The 15599-nt window shown below is 74.7% G+C and carries 13 protein-coding genes and 1 riboswitch; of the genes, 9 read left to right on the top strand and 4 right to left on the bottom strand.

The features are described 5' to 3' along the window. Positions 1-76: 76 nt before the first annotated feature. Positions 77-1675, bottom strand: coding sequence for an ABC-F family ATP-binding cassette domain-containing protein (locus ACZ60W_RS17100; protein WP_366301958.1), 1599 nt, complete (start codon positions 1673-1675; stop codon positions 77-79). A 268-nt stretch (positions 1676-1943) separates the two neighbouring features. Between ACZ60W_RS17100 and ypfJ the strand changes: the two genes are divergently transcribed. Further along, positions 1944-2834 (top strand): KPN_02809 family neutral zinc metallopeptidase, encoded by an 891-nt coding sequence (gene ypfJ, locus ACZ60W_RS17095; RefSeq protein WP_469756125.1) that lies wholly within the window; start codon positions 1944-1946, stop codon positions 2832-2834. 69 nt (positions 2835-2903) lie between these two features. Then, the gene (locus tag ACZ60W_RS17090) at positions 2904-3305 is read left to right on the top strand and encodes a VOC family protein (RefSeq protein WP_469756124.1); all 402 of its coding nucleotides are present in this window, start codon (positions 2904-2906) and stop codon (positions 3303-3305) included. Between the two features lie 104 nt (positions 3306-3409). Here the strand turns inward: ACZ60W_RS17090 and ACZ60W_RS17085 are convergent, their stop codons facing one another. Then, entirely contained in the window at positions 3410-4819 is a 1410-nt protein-coding gene (locus ACZ60W_RS17085) for a hypothetical protein (RefSeq protein WP_469756123.1), read from the bottom strand. 148 nt (positions 4820-4967) lie between these two features. Continuing rightward, a complete protein-coding gene (locus ACZ60W_RS17080) occupies positions 4968-6095 on the bottom strand; it encodes an alpha/beta hydrolase (RefSeq protein WP_469756122.1) in 1128 nt (375 codons plus the stop codon). Between the two features lie 387 nt (positions 6096-6482). Between ACZ60W_RS17080 and ACZ60W_RS17075 the strand changes: the two genes are divergently transcribed. From ACZ60W_RS17075 to ACZ60W_RS17045, 7 genes are all read left to right on the top strand, one after another. After that, positions 6483-7751 carry an inorganic phosphate transporter gene (locus tag ACZ60W_RS17075; protein WP_469756121.1) on the top strand — a complete coding sequence of 423 codons (1269 nt, stop codon included), beginning with the start codon at positions 6483-6485 and terminating at the stop codon, positions 7749-7751. 12 nt (positions 7752-7763) lie between these two features. Then, positions 7764-7985 (top strand): hypothetical protein, encoded by a 222-nt coding sequence (locus tag ACZ60W_RS17070; protein ID WP_469756120.1) that lies wholly within the window; start codon positions 7764-7766, stop codon positions 7983-7985. A 113-nt stretch (positions 7986-8098) separates the two neighbouring features. Next, a riboswitch (cobalamin riboswitch) is annotated at positions 8099-8238 on the top strand. 35 nt (positions 8239-8273) lie between these two features. Continuing rightward, positions 8274-9248 (top strand): cobalamin biosynthesis protein, encoded by a 975-nt coding sequence (locus ACZ60W_RS17065; protein WP_469756119.1) that lies wholly within the window; start codon positions 8274-8276, stop codon positions 9246-9248. Beyond that, a complete protein-coding gene (locus ACZ60W_RS17060) occupies positions 9245-10753 on the top strand; it encodes a cobyric acid synthase (RefSeq protein ID WP_469756118.1) in 1509 nt (502 codons plus the stop codon). Before ACZ60W_RS17065 ends, ACZ60W_RS17060 begins: the two co-directional genes overlap by 4 nt. Before the next feature lie 55 nt (positions 10754-10808). Then, a complete protein-coding gene (locus ACZ60W_RS17055; protein WP_469756117.1) occupies positions 10809-12908 on the top strand; it encodes a putative cobaltochelatase in 2100 nt (699 codons plus the stop codon). Then, positions 12908-13516, top strand: a complete 609-nt coding sequence (cobO, locus tag ACZ60W_RS17050) for a cob(I)yrinic acid a,c-diamide adenosyltransferase (protein ID WP_355964920.1) — start codon at positions 12908-12910, stop codon at positions 13514-13516. Before ACZ60W_RS17055 ends, cobO begins: the two co-directional genes overlap by 1 nt. Then, the gene (locus tag ACZ60W_RS17045; protein WP_469756116.1) at positions 13510-14865 is read left to right on the top strand and encodes a cobyrinate a,c-diamide synthase; all 1356 of its coding nucleotides are present in this window, start codon (positions 13510-13512) and stop codon (positions 14863-14865) included. Before cobO ends, ACZ60W_RS17045 begins: the two co-directional genes overlap by 7 nt. Positions 14866-14867: 2 nt before the next feature. Here ACZ60W_RS17045 and ACZ60W_RS17040 read toward each other — a convergent pair whose 3' ends face one another. Further along, a complete protein-coding gene (locus ACZ60W_RS17040; RefSeq protein ID WP_469756115.1) occupies positions 14868-15596 on the bottom strand; it encodes a ZIP family metal transporter in 729 nt (242 codons plus the stop codon). Positions 15597-15599: the final 3 nt, after the last annotated feature.

The following is a 15599-nucleotide window of genomic DNA, read 5'->3' as shown; positions in this document are numbered from 1 at the left end:
GAATGATCCAGCTCCGCATGATCACTTCCGGCTCCGGACCGGGCCCCTCGGGCACATCCGGAGCCGCGCGAGCGGGTCAGGCCAGGGACACCAGGTCCGCGTAGTCCGCGCCCCACAGGTCCTCGACGCCGTCGGGGAGCAGGATGATCCGCTCCGGGTCGAGCGCCTCCACGGCCCCCTCGTCGTGGGTGACCAGGACGACGGCGCCCTTGTACGTGCGCAGCGCGCCGAGGATCTCCTCGCGGCTGGCCGGGTCCAGGTTGTTGGTGGGCTCGTCGAGGAGCAGCACGTTCGCCGAGGAGACGACCAGGGTCGCGAGGGCGAGCCGGGTCTTCTCGCCGCCGGAGAGCACGCCGGCCGGCTTGTCGACGTCGTCGCCGGAGAACAGGAACGAGCCGAGCGTCTTGCGGACGTCCACCAGGTCGAGGTCGGGCGCGGCCGAGCGCATGTTCTCCAGGACGGTCCGCTCGGGGTCGAGCGTCTCGTGCTCCTGGGCGTAGTAGCCGAGCTTGAGGCCGTGGCCGGGGGTGACCTCGCCGGTGTCGGGCTGCTCGACGCCGCCGAGGAGGCGCAGCAGGGTCGTCTTGCCGGCGCCGTTGAGGCCGAGGATGACGACGCGGGAGCCCTTGTCGATGGCGAGGTCCACGTCGGTGAAGATCTCCAGCGAGCCGTACGACTTGGAGAGCCCCTCGGCGGTGAGCGGGGTCTTGCCGCAGGGCGCCGGGTCCGGGAAGCGGAGCTTGGCGACCTTGTCGGAGGCGCGGACGGCCTCCAGGCCGGAGAGCAGCCGCTCGGCACGCTTGGCCATGTTCTGCGCGGCGACCGTCTTGGTGGCCTTGGCGCGCATCTTGTCGGCCTGCGAGTTGAGGGCGGCGGCCTTCTTCTCGGCGTTCTGCCGCTCGCGCTTGCGGCGCTTCTCGTCGGCCTCGCGCTGCTGCTGGTAGAGCTTCCAGCCCATGTTGTAGACGTCGATCGTGGAGCGGTTGGCGTCCAGGTAGAAGACCTTGTTGACCACGGTCTCGACGAGGTCGACGTCGTGGGAGATCACGATGAAGCCGCCGCGGTAGGTCTTCAGGTAGTCGCGCAGCCAGATGATGGAGTCGGCGTCGAGGTGGTTGGTCGGCTCGTCGAGGAGCAGGGTGTCGGCGTCCGAGAAGAGGATCCGGGCGAGCTCGACGCGGCGGCGCTGACCACCGGAGAGGGTGTGCAGCGGCTGGCCCATGACCCGGTCGGGCAGGCCGAGGGCGGCGGCGATGGTGGAGGCCTCGGCCTCGGCCGCGTAGCCGCCCTTGGTGAGGAACTCGGTCTCCTGGCGCTCGTACTGCCGCATGGCCTTGTCGCGGGTGGCGCCGGAGCCGGTCGCGATGCGCTCCTCGTTCGCCCGCATCTTCTTGAGCAGGGTGTCGAGGCCGCGGGCGGAGAGGATGCGGTCGCGGGCCAGGACGTCGAGGTCGCCGGTGCGCGGGTCCTGCGGAAGGTAGCCGACCTCGCCGGAGCGCGCGATGGCGCCGGCGGCGGGCTGGCCCTCGCCGGCCAGGCACTTGGTGAGGGTGGTCTTGCCCGCTCCGTTGCGGCCGACGAGGCCGATGCGGTCGCCCTTGGCGATGCGGAAGGAAGCGGATTCGATGAGGACGCGGGCGCCGGCGCGCAGCTCGATGCCGGAAGCGGTGATCACGGACAGACTCCAGGGCGGTGGGAAACGGCGGAAGGACGACTGGTGGCGGGCTTCGACGCCGCTAATGCACCCGAGGGAGAATGGCCATGCGGCCAGTCTAACGGGCGTCTGCAACTGGTTTTCGGCCATGTGGGGCACGGGGGCCCGATCGGAGTTTTCTCACATTCCCGCCGATGAGTACCAAAAGGGGCGAAAGCCGGTAGATCGTTCGATACTCGGCGCAAGGCGGCGGCCCCTGCCGCGGCAGTGACGCGGAGGGTGGTGGACCGTGCAGTTCGACGACGACGCCGACCTGGACACCTCGGAGGTGCGGGACGTCCGCGGCAGCCGCATCCCGGGCGGCAGGGCGACCGTCGGCGGCGGCATCATCGGCCTCATCGCCCTCGTCCTGGGGGTGCTCTTCGGCGTCGGCCCCGAGCAGCTCGGCCTCTCCGGCGGCGGCGACGAGCCGGCCGCGAGCGCCTCCTCGGCGGGCCAGGTCGGCCAGACGTGCCGCAAGGGCTCGGACGCCAACACCCGCGAGGACTGCCGGATCGTCGCCGTCGTCAACAGCGTCCAGGACTTCTGGCGGAGCGAGTACGCCCGCCGCGGCGGGACCTACGGGAACGCCTCCACCGTCATGTTCGCCCAGCGGGTCGGCACCGCGTGCGGCTCGGCGACCTCCGCGGTCGGCCCGTTCTACTGCCCCGGCGACCGGCAGGTCTACCTGGACCTGGGCTTCTTCGACGAGCTGCGCACGAAGTTCGGGTCGACCGGCGGTCCCTTCGCCCAGGCGTACGTGGTGGCGCACGAGTACGGCCACCACATCCAGAACCTGATGGGGACCCTGAGCCGGGCCCAGGACGGGCGGACCGGCGCGAACTCGAACGCCGTCCGGGTCGAGCTCCAGGCGGACTGCTACGCCGGGGTGTGGGCGCGGCACGCGACGACCACCCCGGACGAACGGACCGGCCGGCCGGTGCTGACCCGGCTCACCGACGACGACATCCGGGACGGCCTGGACGCGGCGGCCGCGGTGGGCGACGACCGGATCCAGGAGCGTTTCCAGGGGCGGGTGACGCCGGAGAACTGGACGCACGGCTCGGCGGCGCAGCGGCAGCAGTGGTTCTACCAGGGCTACCGGACGGGCGACATGGCCCAGTGCAACACCTTCCGCTGAGTTGCCGGAGGCGACTGCCAGACTGAGATCCGGATCACATTCGGCCGCATCGAGAGGGAGAGTGACGGGATGACCGAGGCGCCGCACATCTGTCCGACGCTGACGTACCAGGACGCCAAGGCGGCGATCCGCCAGCTCACGGAGGGCTTCGGCTTCACGGCGACCGCCGTGTACGAGGCCGAGGACGGCCGGATCGCGCACGCCGAACTGTCCTTCGGCAACGGCATGGTGATGCTGGGCAGCAAGGGCACCGGCAGCGAGTTCGACAAGCTGATGGCCGGCGGCGGCCCGGTGGGCGTCTTCGTGCACGTGGACGACGTCGACGAGCACCACGCCCGCGCGGCCGCCCACGGCGTCGAGATCGTGCTGCCGCCGACGGACCAGGAGTACGGCTCCCGGGACTACACGGCCCGGGACGCCGAGGGCAACATCTGGAGCTTCGGGACCTACACCCCCGGCGCGGCCGACTAGACCGTCCCGACCGGGCCCGACCGGGCCCGACCGGGCCCGACCGGGGGGCCTGCCGGCGCGGGCCGGACGGGAGGCTCCGGAGCCGGTCCGGGGCGGTCCCGCCGTCACGCGCCGCCGGTGTGGACCTGGAAGGCGGCCCGGCGGACCGCCTTGGCGAGCGCCGGGTCCGGGTGGGCCGCGGCGAGGGCGACCAGCACCTGGACGGTCCGGGGATGGCCGACCGCCCTGACCTCGTCGAGCAGCGCGGGGACCGTGCCCTGCACCGCGGAGTCGAGGTGGCGGACGAGCAGCGCGCTCTCGCCGTGGTCGGCGACGGCGGCCGCGGTGTCCACCCACAGCCAGGTCGCCTCCTCGCGGCTCAGCACCTCCTGGGCGTCGTCCGGGTCGGCGCCGTCGTACTCCGCCAGCCAGAGCAGCGCGTACGGGCGCAGCGACGGCTCCGCGAGGGTGGCCCTGACCTCGGCCTCGGCGGGCGCCCCGACGACGCGGAGCGCCTCGAAGGCGAGCCCGCGCAGCAGGGCGTCCTCGCCCCGGGCGACCGCGAGCAGCTCGGTCACCGCGCTGGTCAGGGTGCGGGCCGCGAGCCAGGCGCGGTACTCGTCGCGGGCCGGGCCGGGGGTGAGCCGGGCGCAGCCGCGGAGCATGGCGCCGGCCGACTGCTCGATGTTCCCGGCGGGGCTCTGCGCGGCGACGCAGATCTGCTCCAGCTTGACCCAGACCGCCCAGTTGCCGAGCGGGGTCAGGGTGGCGTGGCGCTCGGCGGCGCCCGGGTCGAGGGTGAGCGCGCCGACGGCGGCCAGCCCTTCGAGCGCCCAGTCGAGCAGGGCGGGCAGGCCGTCGGTACCGGGGGATTCCGCCGGTTCCGGGGACTGTGCGGCGGCGGGCACCTCGCAGCGCTCCTCGCGGAGTTCCTCGACGCGCTGGACGAGGAGGTCGAGGAGGGCGGGGACGAGCACCGGGCCCTGGGAGAGCTGGAGCAGCGAGAGGACCTGCGGGACGGCCTCGACGACCTCGGCGACGGCGCCCGGCGCGACCCCCTCGGGGGCCGGGTGGACCAGGGACCAGGCGTCGAAGAGGGCGACCCAGCCGCGCAGCACGGCGGAGTCGTCGCGGTCCCAGGCGTGCAGCCGCCAGCCGGGGCGGACGGCGTCGCCGTGCAGCTCGACGAGTCCGGCGAGCCGGGCGCGGTCCCAGCCGGCGCCGATCTGGCCGGGCGTCAGGGCCAGGGCGACGGCGGCCCGTTCCCGGGCGGTGTCGGCCCCCGCGCCGGGGCGGAGGGTGGTCTCGGCGCCGTGCTCGACGGCGGCCCAGCGGGCGATCCGTACGGCGTCGGCGAGGACCTGCCGGGCCTGCCGGGCGAGTTCCGCGCGGGGCGGAGTGCCCTCGGGCGGCCGCGGCGCCGGCCTCGTGCGCCGGGTCGTCACGGCCCGTCGGGCGGTGGCCAGCGCCCGGGGGCGGACGAGTCGGAGTCTGGAGTTGCGCGCCAATGGTTCATCGGGCTTTCGAGACGTCACGGGGGCAGTCTTCCCGCTGACGGCCCGAAAGCCCAATCGGAATCCGCTGCCCCGTCACAACTGCCGCCGGAACGCCTCTCCGGGGCGGCACCCGTGCGGCCCCCGGGGCCCTGCGCGCGGCCGGTCCCAAGGGCCTCGCGGGGGCGGGTCAGAACAGCGGGGTGAGGAAGCGGCGCAGGGACTCCTCGTACCCGACGGGGTCGGCGTTCCACATCGCCGCGTGCGGCGCCTGCCGGACGGTCCGCAGGCCGACCAGGTCGGGGCGGCGGGCGGCGAGCTCCACCGACGGCCCCCAGGGGGCGATCGTGTCGTCGGGGCCGTGCACGAGGAGGACCGGGACGCGCAGGGCGTCCGGGTCGGCGACGGCCCCGACGCGGCCGCCGTGCGCGCCGGTCCTGCCCTGGGCGGCGCGGACGGCGAGCGGCAGCAGCGGTCCGGGGACGTGGTGGGCCGCGGCGAGGTTGCGCAGGGTGGCCTCCGGGTCGAGGACCGGGGAGTCGAGGACGAGGCCGGCGATCCGGTCGCGGACCCCGGACTCGGCGGCGGCCCGCAGGGCCATCGAGGCGCCGGTCCCCCAGCCGTGCAGGACGACCTGGGAGGCGCCGCGGCGGACGGCGTAGCGGATGGCGGCGTCGACGTCGCGCCACTCGGAGTCGCCGAGGTGGGCGAGGCCGTCCGGGGAGGGCGGCGCGCCCTCGTCGCCGCGGTAGGCGGGGACGAGGACCGGGATCTTGCGGCGGTGGAAGAAGGGGACCACGTTCAGCGGGTGCTCGCGGGTGGTGCCGAGGCCGTGCAGGGCGATCACCCAGGTGCTGCGCGGGCCGTGCACGAGCCAGCCGGGCAGCGGGCCGAGTTCGCCGGGGATCTCGACGTCCTCGTGGTCCAGACCGAGGGCGGTGGCCGGGGTGCCCCGGTGCAGCTGGGGGGTGAGGCGGACGCGGCTGCCGGGGGCGGGGGTGCCGAGCTCGACGCGTTCCAGGCGCCGGACGACGGTGTCGGCGGTGTGCGGGACGCGGTCGAGGACGGGGCCGACGACGGCGTGCAGGCCGGGGGCCTCGATGCCGTACGTGCCGGGGCGCAGCGAGGCGAGGCTGCGGGTGAGGGTGATCCGGTCCGGGCCCGTGGCGTGCACGGTCAGACGTGGGTCCCCGGGGAGGGGACGTCCGGACGGCACCTTGAGGGCGACGTCGCTGGCGTACCGGCCGGCCGCCACCGCGGCCGCGCCGACACCGATCAGGGTGGTGACGGCCACTGCCGTCGCTGTAGCCGGGCGCACGCTCTCCAGTGTCGGCAGGGTGCGGGCGGAGTGCCACCGGACGGACCCGGGCGGGGGTCGGGGGGCGGGCGCGCGGGGTCCGCCGGAGGCTCACCCCGGGGAGTGACATGGGTCTCCTCGGCGGGGTCCCCCGGTCGGATGGTTCCGTCCGGGGAGCGGAACGGGGCGGCACCGGAGGAACCGGGGCAGGTCGCACGTGCCCCGGGAACGCCCGGATTACCCCGGGTCGCGGGGTGACCGCATCGTGGACAGCCACCCCCGCCGGGCACGAAGCGGAATCTCTTGACACCGGATAGGGACACCACGCCGCCCGCCCCAGTTCATCTTCCGTTCACCCAGGTTGCCTACGTTCGTCGAGCCACTGACGTCAAACGATTGCCTGGGTAAATGGAACACATCACGCTGCTGCTCGCCATTGTGGTCGTGACAGCTCTCGTGTTCGATTTCACGAACGGTTTCCACGACACCGCCAACGCGATGGCCACGACCATCTCGACCGGTGCTCTCAAGCCCAAGACGGCGGTGGCCATGTCCGCCGTGCTGAACCTCGTCGGAGCGTTCCTGTCGGTGGAGGTCGCCAAGACGATCTCCGGCGGGATCATCAACGAAGAGGGCATTCGTACAGAAGTGATCTTCGCGGCGCTCGTGGGCGCCATCCTGTGGAACCTGCTGACCTGGCTCCTGGGCCTGCCGTCCAGCTCCTCCCACGCGCTCTTCGGCGGTCTCATCGGCGCCGCGGTCATGTCGGCCGGCTGGTCCGCCGTGAACGCCCCGACCATCGTCACCAAGGTCCTGATCCCGGCCGTCGCCGCGCCGATCGTCGCCGGCCTCGCCGCGATGCTGGCCACCCGGCTGACGTTCAAGATCGGCGCCAGGACCGACGAGAAGCACACCGCCAAGGGCTACCGCGTCGGCCAGATCGCCTCCGCCGGTCTCGTCTCCCTCGCCCACGGCACCAACGACGCCCAGAAGACGATGGGCATCATCACCCTCGCCCTGGTCACGCAGGGCGTCGTCAGCCCCGGCTCGAACCCCCCGCTGTGGGTCGTCGTCTCCGCCGGTGTCGCCATCGCGCTCGGCACCTACCTCGGCGGCTGGCGCATCATCCGCACCATGGGCAAGGGCCTCACCGACCTCAAGCCGCAGCAGGGCTTCGCCGCCCAGACCAGCGCCGCCACGGTCATCCTGGCCTCCTCGCACCTCGGCTTCTCCCTCTCGACCACCCAGTCCTGCTCGGGTGCCGTGATGGGCGCCGGCCTCGGCCGCAAGGGCGGCGTCGTCCGCTGGTCGACCGCGACCCGGATGTTCGTCGCCTGGGGCCTGACCCTGCCCGCCGCGGGCCTGGTGGGCGCCGGCGCCGAGTTCCTTACCAAGCAGGGCACCTGGGGCATCGCCGCCGTCGCGGTCCTGCTGGTGGCCGGCTCGGCCGTCATCTGGGCGCTCTCCCGCCGCAAGCCGGTCGACCAGCACAACGTCACCGCCGACGACCTCGACGCCCCCGAGCCCGCGGGCGTGGTGACCACGGCGATCGCCGCCGTCACCCCGCCGCCGGCCGGTTCCGTCGCCGCCGTCGCGGACGAGGACCTCAAGACCACCATCCCCGCGCCGGCTCCCACGGACCCGGCCGCTCCCCCCGCCCCCGCGGCCGCGGTGTAAGGAACCAACGACATGAAGATCGACTGGGCAGCCCTCGGCTCCGTCTTCGGAGTCAGCCTCGTGGCGACCGTCGCCCTGGTGGGCCTCTTCACCCTCGGCGTCATCGGCCTCTCCAAGCAGGAGCAGGCCGCCGCCCAGGGCGGTTCCGCCGCCCTGGCCCGCACCGGCGCCTATGCCTGCTTCGCCCTGTGCCTGGCGGCCGTGGCGTACGGCATCTACCTGATCGTCGTCTGACGGTCCCCGGTACCTCGGCCGGGCGGTCCGCACCTTCGGGTGCGGGCCGCCCGGCCGTCGTGTTTGTGGTGCTCCGCACAGTGACGCGACGCAGGTCAAGGGTGAGTTGACGGCTGTTCTCGGGCCGTGGTGGACTGCCGAGGCCATTACGGCGGCAGCAGAGGAAGTCCGGTGCGAATCCGGCGCGGTCCCGCCACTGTGACCGGATCCCCAGGGTCCGGGAGTCAGGAACTCTCGCCGCCGGTCACGTCGATCCAGGGCGCGGACCCTGAGTGAGGACATTGCGCCATGCCCGGCCGCAGCCGCAGCGTTTCCAGAGCCACCCGTGTCTTCGCGTACGGAGCGACCCTCGGCCTCGCCGTCGACCGGCTGGTCGGCGACCCCCGTCGCGGGCATCCCGTCGCCGCCTTCGGACGGGCGGCCGCCGCCGTCGAGGAGCGCCTCCACCACGACCACCGGGGCTGGGGCGCGCTGCACACCGCCGTCTGCGCCGGCGCCACCGCCGCGGCCGGAGCCCTGGCCGCCCGCGCGGTCCGGGACAGCCGGGCCGCCTCCGTCGCCCTGACCGCCGCCGCCGTGTGGGCCGTGGTCGGCGGGACGACCCTGGGCCGCGAGGCCCGCGCGATCGGCGGGGCGCTGGAGGCCGGGGACCTGGAGGTGGCCCGGGAGCGGCTGCCCCACCTCTGCGGCCGCGACCCACAGGCCCTGGACGGGCCCGCGATGGCCCGCGCGGTCGTGGAGTCCGTCGCCGAGAACACCTCCGACGCCGTGGTCGGCGCCCTCTTCTGGGGCGCCGTCGCGGGCGTGCCGGGGCTGGTGGGCTTCCGGGCCGTCAACACCCTCGACGCGATGGTCGGCCACAAGTCCCCCCGCCACCGCCGGTTCGGCTGGGCCTCGGCGCGGCTCGACGACGTGGCCGGCTGGCCCGGCGCGCGGCTGACCGCCGCCCTCGCCACCGTCGCGGGCGGCGATCCGCGCGGGGCCGCACGGGCCTGGCGCGCGGACGCGGCACGGCACCCCAGCCCCAACGCGGGCCCGGTCGAGTCCGCCTTCGCGGGCGCCCTCGGCGTACGGCTCGGCGGAACCCTCGCCTACGGGGGGCGGGTCGAGCACCGGCCCGTGCTCAACGGGGAGGGGCGGCCGGTCGAGGTCGCCGACATCGAGCGGGCGGTCCGGCTGTCCCGCCGGGTCACCGGACTGACCCTGGCCGCCTGCGTGGGCGGCCGGCTGATCGTGAGCGCGCTGAAGCGGAGGAACGCATGAGGGGTGGCGGACTGCTCGTCGCCGGGACCACGTCCGACGCCGGCAAGAGCGTGGTGACGGCCGGAATCTGCCGCTGGCTGGTCCGCCGGGGCCTGAAGGTGGCGCCGTTCAAGGGACAGAACATGTCCCTCAACTCCTTCGTCACCCGCGAGGGCGCCGAGATCGGGCGGGCCCAGGCCATGCAGGCCCAGGCCGCCCGCGTGGAGCCGACCGCGCTGATGAACCCGGTGCTGCTCAAGCCCGGCAGCGACCGCTCCAGCCAGGTCGTCCTGATGGGCAGGCCCGTCGGCGAACTGAGCGCCCGCGGCTACCACGGGGGACGGCAGAAGGAACTCCTCGAGCCCGTCCTGGCGTGCCTGGAGGAACTCCGGGGCATGTACGACGCCGTGATCTGCGAGGGGGCGGGCAGTCCGGCCGAGATCAACCTGCGGCGCACGGACATCGTGAACATGGGCATCGCGCGGGCCGCGCGGCTGCCCGTCGTGGTGGTCGGCGACATCGACCGGGGCGGGGTCTTCGCCCAGTTCTTCGGCACGACGGCGCTGCTCGGCCCCGAGGACCAGTCCCTCGTCGCCGGCTACCTGGTGAACAAGTTCCGGGGCGACGTCACCCTGCTCGAACCCGGCCTCGACATGCTCCACGGCCTGACCGGCCGGCCGACCTTCGGCGTCCTGCCGTACGCGCACGGGCTCGGCATCGACGAGGAGGACGGCCTGCGGGTCTCGCTGCGCGGCACCGTCCGCGAGTCCGTCGTCGCGCCGCCCGTCGGCGCCGACGTGCTGCGGGTCGCCGTCTGCGCCGTGCCGCTGATGTCGAACTTCACCGACGTCGACGCGCTGGCCGCCGAGCCGGGCGTCGTCGTCCGGTTCGTGGACCGGCCGGAGGAACTGGTCGACGCCGACCTGGTCGTCGTCCCCGGCACCCGCGGGACGGTCAAGGCCCTGGCCTGGCTCCGGGAGCGCGGGCTCGCCGACGAGCTGGCCCGGCGCGCGGCCGGGGGGCGGCCGGTGCTCGGCATCTGCGGCGGCTTCCAGGTCCTCGGCGCCCACATCGACGACGAGGTGGAGTCCCGGGCCGGAGCCGTCGAGGGCCTCGGCCTGCTGCCCGTGCGCGTCCGGTTCGCCCGCGAGAAGACCCTCGCCCGGCCGGTCGGCGAGGCCCTCGGCGAACGCGTCGAGGGCTACGAGATCCACCACGGCGTCGCGACCGTGGAGGGCGGGGAGCCGTTCCTCGACGGCTGCCGGGTCGGCGCCGTGTGGGGCACTCACTGGCACGGCTCCCTGGAGAGCGACGGCTTCCGCAGGGCGTTCCTGCGGGAGGTCGCGGCGGCCTCGGGACGGCGGTTCGTCCCGGCGCCCGACACGTCCTTCGGCACCCTGCGCGAGGAGCAGCTGGACCGGCTCGGCGACCTGATCGAGGAACACGCGGACACCGACGCGCTGCTGCGGCTGATCGAGCGGGGCGCGCCGGCGGGACTGCCGTTCGTCCCGCCGGGTGCGCCGTGACGCGGGTCCGCCCCGCGGGGCACGAGCCGACCGAACCCGAGGAGAGGACCACCCGATGAGCACCCGCTATCCGTTCACCGCCGTCGTCGGCATGGACGACCTGCGGCTCGCGCTGTTGTTGAACGCCGTCAGCCCGGCCGTCGGCGGAGTCCTCGTGCGGGGCGAGAAGGGCACCGCGAAGTCCACCGCCGTCCGCGCGCTCGCCGCCCTGCTGCCGGAGGTCCCGGTGGTCACCGGCTGCCGGTTCAGCTGCGACCCGGGCGCGCCCGACCCCGGCTGCCCGGACGGGCCGCACGAGGTCCTGGAGTCCGGGGCGCGGCCGGCCCGGATGGTCGAGCTGCCCGTCGGCGCCTCGGAGGACCGGCTCGTCGGCGCGCTCGACATCGAGAAGGCGCTCGCCGACGGGGTGAAGGCGTTCGAGCCGGGGCTCCTCGCCGACGCCCACCGGGGCATCCTCTACGTCGACGAGGTCAACCTCCTCCACGACCACCTGATCGACCTGCTCCTCGACGCGGCCGCGATGGGCTCCTCGTACGTCGAGCGCGAAGGCGTCTCGGTGCGGCACGCCGCCCGCTTCCTGCTGGTCGGGACGATGAACCCGGAGGAGGGCGAGCTGCGGCCGCAGCTGCTCGACCGCTTCGGGCTGACCGTCGAGGTCGCCGCCTCGCGCGTGCCCGAGCAGCGGGTGGAGGTCGTGCGGCGGCGGCTCTCCTTCGAGGACGACCCGGCCGCCTTCGCCGCGCGCTGGGCGGACGAGGAGGCCGGGCTGCGCGGACGGATCGCCGCCGCGCGGGAGCTGCTCCCCCGGGTGGTCCTCGGGGACGCGGTGCTGCTCCAGATCGCCGCGACCTGCGCCGCGTTCGAGGTGGACGGCATGCGCGCCGACCTCGTGATGGCCAGGACGGCGACCGCGCTCGCCGCCTGGGCGGGACGGACCGAGGTCACCTCGGAGGACGTGCGCCAGGCCGCGCTGCTGGCCCTCCCCCACCGCCGCCGGCGCTCGCCGTTCGACGCGCCCGGCCTCGACGAGGACAAGCTCGACGAGACGCTGGAGCAGTTCGCGGGCGAGGACCCCGACGAGGACCCGGAGCCCGACGGCCCCGGCGACGGCGGTCCCGACGGAGGCCCCGGCGGCGGTCCCGACGGGGGCGGCATTCCGCCGCAGGGCGAGGGTCCGGCCTCCGAGGAGCTCCCGGCGTCCGAGGACCGGGCGGAGCCCGAGGAGGCCCCGGCGCCCGAGGAGACCCCCGCGCCGGCGCCGGGGGCGCCCTCCGGGTCCGGCGCGGGCGAGCGCGCCGCCGTCCGGGCCGCCGAGCCGTTCCGTACGCGGACGCTGAGCGTCCCGGGGCTCGGCGAGGGCGCGGCCGGGCGCCGTTCCCGGGCCCGCACCGAGCACGGCAGGACCACCGGGTCGGTGCGCCCCCGGGGCGCGCTGACCAAGCTGCACCTGTCGGCGACGGTGCGGGCCGCCGCGCCGCACCAGAAGGCGCGCGGGCGGTCCGGACCCGGTCTGGTGGTCCGCCGGGACGACCTGCGGCAGGCGACCCGGGAGGGGCGCGAGGGGAACCTGGTGCTCTTCGTGGTGGACGCCTCCGGTTCGATGGCGGCCCGGCAGCGGATGAGCGCGGTCAAGGGCGCGGTCCTGTCGCTGCTGCTCGACGCCTACCAGCGGCGCGACAAGGTCGGCCTGGTGACCTTCCGGGGCCGGGACGCCGAGGTGGCGCTGCCGCCGACGTCGTCCGTGGACGCGGCCGCGGCCCGCCTGGAGCAGCTCCCCACCGGCGGCCGCACGCCGCTCTCGGCCGGTCTGCTCAAGGCCCACGACGTGCTGCGCGTCGAGCGGCTGCGGGACCCCTCGCGGCGCCCGCTGCTGGTCGTCGTCACCGACGGCCGGGCGACCGGCGGGCGGGCCGGCGGGGACCCGCTGGCGCTCGCCTCCCGGGCCGCGCGGCTGCACGCCGCCGAGGGGACGGCGAGCGTGGTCGTGGACTGCGAGACCGGGCCGGTGCGGCTGGGGCTCGCCGGCCGGCTCGCGGGTGAACTCGCGGGCACCGCAGTGACCTTGGACGAGCTGCGGGCGGACTCGATCGCCGGCCTCGTCCGGGACGTACAGGCAGCAGGACAGACACCGCAGACAGCATGGAGGGCCGCTTAATGCCGCAGGGACAGCCGACCGTCGTGCCCGACGACGGTCTCACCACCCGTCAGCGCCGCAACCGGGCGCTGGTGATGGTGCACACGGGCGTCGGCAAGGGGAAGTCGACCGCCGCGTTCGGCATGGCGCTGCGCGCCTGGAACCAGGGCTGGCCGATCGGGGTGTTCCAGTTCGTCAAGTCCGCCAAGTGGCGGGTCGGCGAGGAGAACGCCCTCAAGGCGCTCGGCGAGACCGGCAAGGGCGGCACGGTCACCTGGAACAAGATGGGCGAGGGCTGGTCCTGGATCCAGCGCGAGGTCGCCGAGGGCGAGCAGTCCCACGAGGAGAAGGCGCGGGAGGGCTGGGAGCAGGTCAAGCGGGACCTCGCCGAGGAGAAGTACACGTTCTACGTGCTGGACGAGTTCGCCTACCTGCTGCACTGGGGCTGGATAGACACCGCGGAGGTCGTCCAGGTGCTCCGGGACCGCCCGGGGCACCAGCACGTCGTCATCACCGGCCGCAACGCGCCCCGGGAGCTGGTCGACTTCGCCGACCTCGTCACCGACATGTCCAAGGTCAAGCACCCGATGGACGCCGGTCAGAAGGGCCAGCGGGGCATCGAGTGGTAGCACGTCTCGTCATCGCCGCGCCCTCCTCGGGCGCGGGCAAGACCACGGTCGCGACCGGCCTCATGGCCGCGTTCGCCGGCCGTGGTCTGGCCGTCTCGCCGCACAAGGTCGGGCCCGACTACATCGACCCCGGCTACCACGCCCTGGCCACCGGCCGGCCGGGCCGCAACCTCGACTCCTACATGTGCGGGACGGGGCTGGTCGCGCCGCTCTTCCTGCACGGCGCGCGCGGCTGCGACCTGGCCGTGGTCGAGGGGGTCATGGGCCTGTACGACGGCGCCGCCGACCAGGGCGAGCTGGCGTCCACCGCCCAGGTGGCGAAGCTCCTCAAGGCGCCGGTGGTCCTCGTCGTCGACGCGTCCTCGCAGTCGCGGTCGGTGGCGGCGCTGGTGCACGGCTTCGCGTCCTGGGACCCGGAGGTGCGGATCGGCGGGGTGATCCTCAACAAGGTCGCGACCGACCGCCACGAGCACCTGCTGCGGGAGGCCCTCGGGGAGTCCGGCGTCCCGGTGCTCGGGGTGCTGCGGCGGGCGCCCGCGGTGGCGACGCCGTCCCGGCACCTCGGTCTCGTGCCGGTCGCCGAGCGGCAGGCGCAGGCCGTGGAGGCGGTGGCGGCGCAGGCGGAGCAGGTGCGGGCCGGGTGCGACCTGGAGGCGCTGCTGGCGCTCGCGCGGTCGGCTCCGCCGCTGGACGCCGAGCCGTGGCAGCCGCACGGGCCGTGGACGGGCGCCGGGCGGGCCGTGTCAGGCCGCGGACCGGTGATCGCCGTCGCGGGCGGGGCCGCGTTCACGTTCTCGTACGCCGAGCACACGGAGCTGCTGACCGCCGCGGGCGCGGAGGTCGTCACGTTCGACCCGCTGCGGGACGAGACCCTCCCCGAGGGGACGGACGGGCTCGTCATAGGGGGTGGGTTCCCCGAGATGTACGGCCCCGAGCTGTCCGCCAACGAGCCGCTGCGGAAGGCCGTGGCCGGGCTCGCCGCGTCGGGCGCGCCCGTCGCCGCCGAGTGCGCCGGGCTGCTGTACCTGGCGCGGTCGCTCGACGGCACGCCGATGTGCGGGGTGCTCGACGCCGACGCGCGGATGTCGGAGCGGCTCACGCTCGGATACCGCGACGCCGTCGCGGTGAGCGACGGCGTCCTCGCCCCGGCCGGGGCGCGGATGCGGGGGCACGAGTTCCACCGGACGGTGATCGAGCCGGGCGCGGGGTCGACCCCCGCCTGGGGGCTGCGGCAGCCTGAGCGGCGGGTGGAGGGGTTCGTCCAGGGCGGGGTGCACGCGAGTTACGTGCACACCCACTGGGCGGGGGCCCCGGAGGTCGCCGCGCGGTTCGTGGGGCACTGCGGGTGAGTTCAGCCGCCGGAGAGGCCCACGACGAGCCAGATGAAGCCCACGCCCCCCGCCGTGCACAGCAGGGTGGAGCGGGCGGGGTGGTCGTGGTGGGCCTCGGGCAGGATCTCGGCCGCGGCGAGGTAGAGCAGGGCGCCGCCGAAGAACCCGAGATAGCTGCCGAGGAGTTCCTCCGGAAGGGTGAACAGCAGGGTGGAGGCGGCGCCGACGAGCGGGGCGACGGCGTCCGCGACGAGCATGGCGAGGGCCTTGCGGCGGGCGTTCCCGTAGAGGCTCGTGATCGTGTAGGTGTTGAAGCCGTCGGCGAAGTCGTGGGTGATGACGGCGAGGGCGACGGTGGCGCCCATGCCGCCGCCGACCTGGAAGGCGGCGCCCAGGGCGATGCCGTCCATGAGGCTGTGGCCGACCATCGCGGCGGCGGCGGTGAGGCCCACCTGCGGCGCCCGGTCGCCGGGCCCGACGCCGTGCGCGGCGCTGCGGACGGCGAGGAGGCGCTCCATGACGTGGGCGAAGAGGAAGCCGCCGACGAAGAGCAGCAGCGCCTGCGGCACTCCGAAGACGTCCTCGCCCGCGGTCTCCAGGGCCTCCGGCAGGAGGTCGAGTCCGACGACGCCGAGCATGAGTCCGCCGGCGAGTCCGAGGACGAGGTGGCGGCGGTCGGTGACGCGTTGCGCGACCCAGCCGCCGAAGAGCGTCATCAGGAACGCGCCGAGCGCGACGACCACAGCCATGCG

Source organism: Streptomyces sp. NPDC104202, assembly GCF_055584185.1.
This window is presented reverse-complemented; position numbering and strand designations above follow the sequence as displayed.

Bases quoted from the DNA above. Each gene is read 5' to 3' on its own strand.
- ACZ60W_RS17070 (WP_469756120.1), top strand. From the start codon at position 7,764: ATGAAGATCGACTGGGCAGCCCTCGGCTCCGTCTTCGGAGTCAGCCTC.
- ACZ60W_RS17060 (WP_469756118.1), top strand. From the start codon at position 9,245: ATGAGGGGTGGCGGACTGCTCGTCGCCGGGACCACGTCCGACGCCGGC.
- ACZ60W_RS17075 (WP_469756121.1), top strand. From the start codon at position 6,483: ATGGAACACATCACGCTGCTGCTCGCCATTGTGGTCGTGACAGCTCTC.
- ACZ60W_RS17055 (WP_469756117.1), top strand. From the start codon at position 10,809: ATGAGCACCCGCTATCCGTTCACCGCCGTCGTCGGCATGGACGACCTG.
- cobO (WP_355964920.1), top strand. From the start codon at position 12,908: ATGCCGCAGGGACAGCCGACCGTCGTGCCCGACGACGGTCTCACCACC.
- ACZ60W_RS17065 (WP_469756119.1), top strand. From the start codon at position 8,274: ATGCCCGGCCGCAGCCGCAGCGTTTCCAGAGCCACCCGTGTCTTCGCG.
- ACZ60W_RS17040 (WP_469756115.1), bottom strand. From the start codon at position 15,596: ATGGCTGTGGTCGTCGCGCTCGGCGCGTTCCTGATGACGCTCTTCGGC.
- ACZ60W_RS17090 (WP_469756124.1), top strand. From the start codon at position 2,904: ATGACCGAGGCGCCGCACATCTGTCCGACGCTGACGTACCAGGACGCC.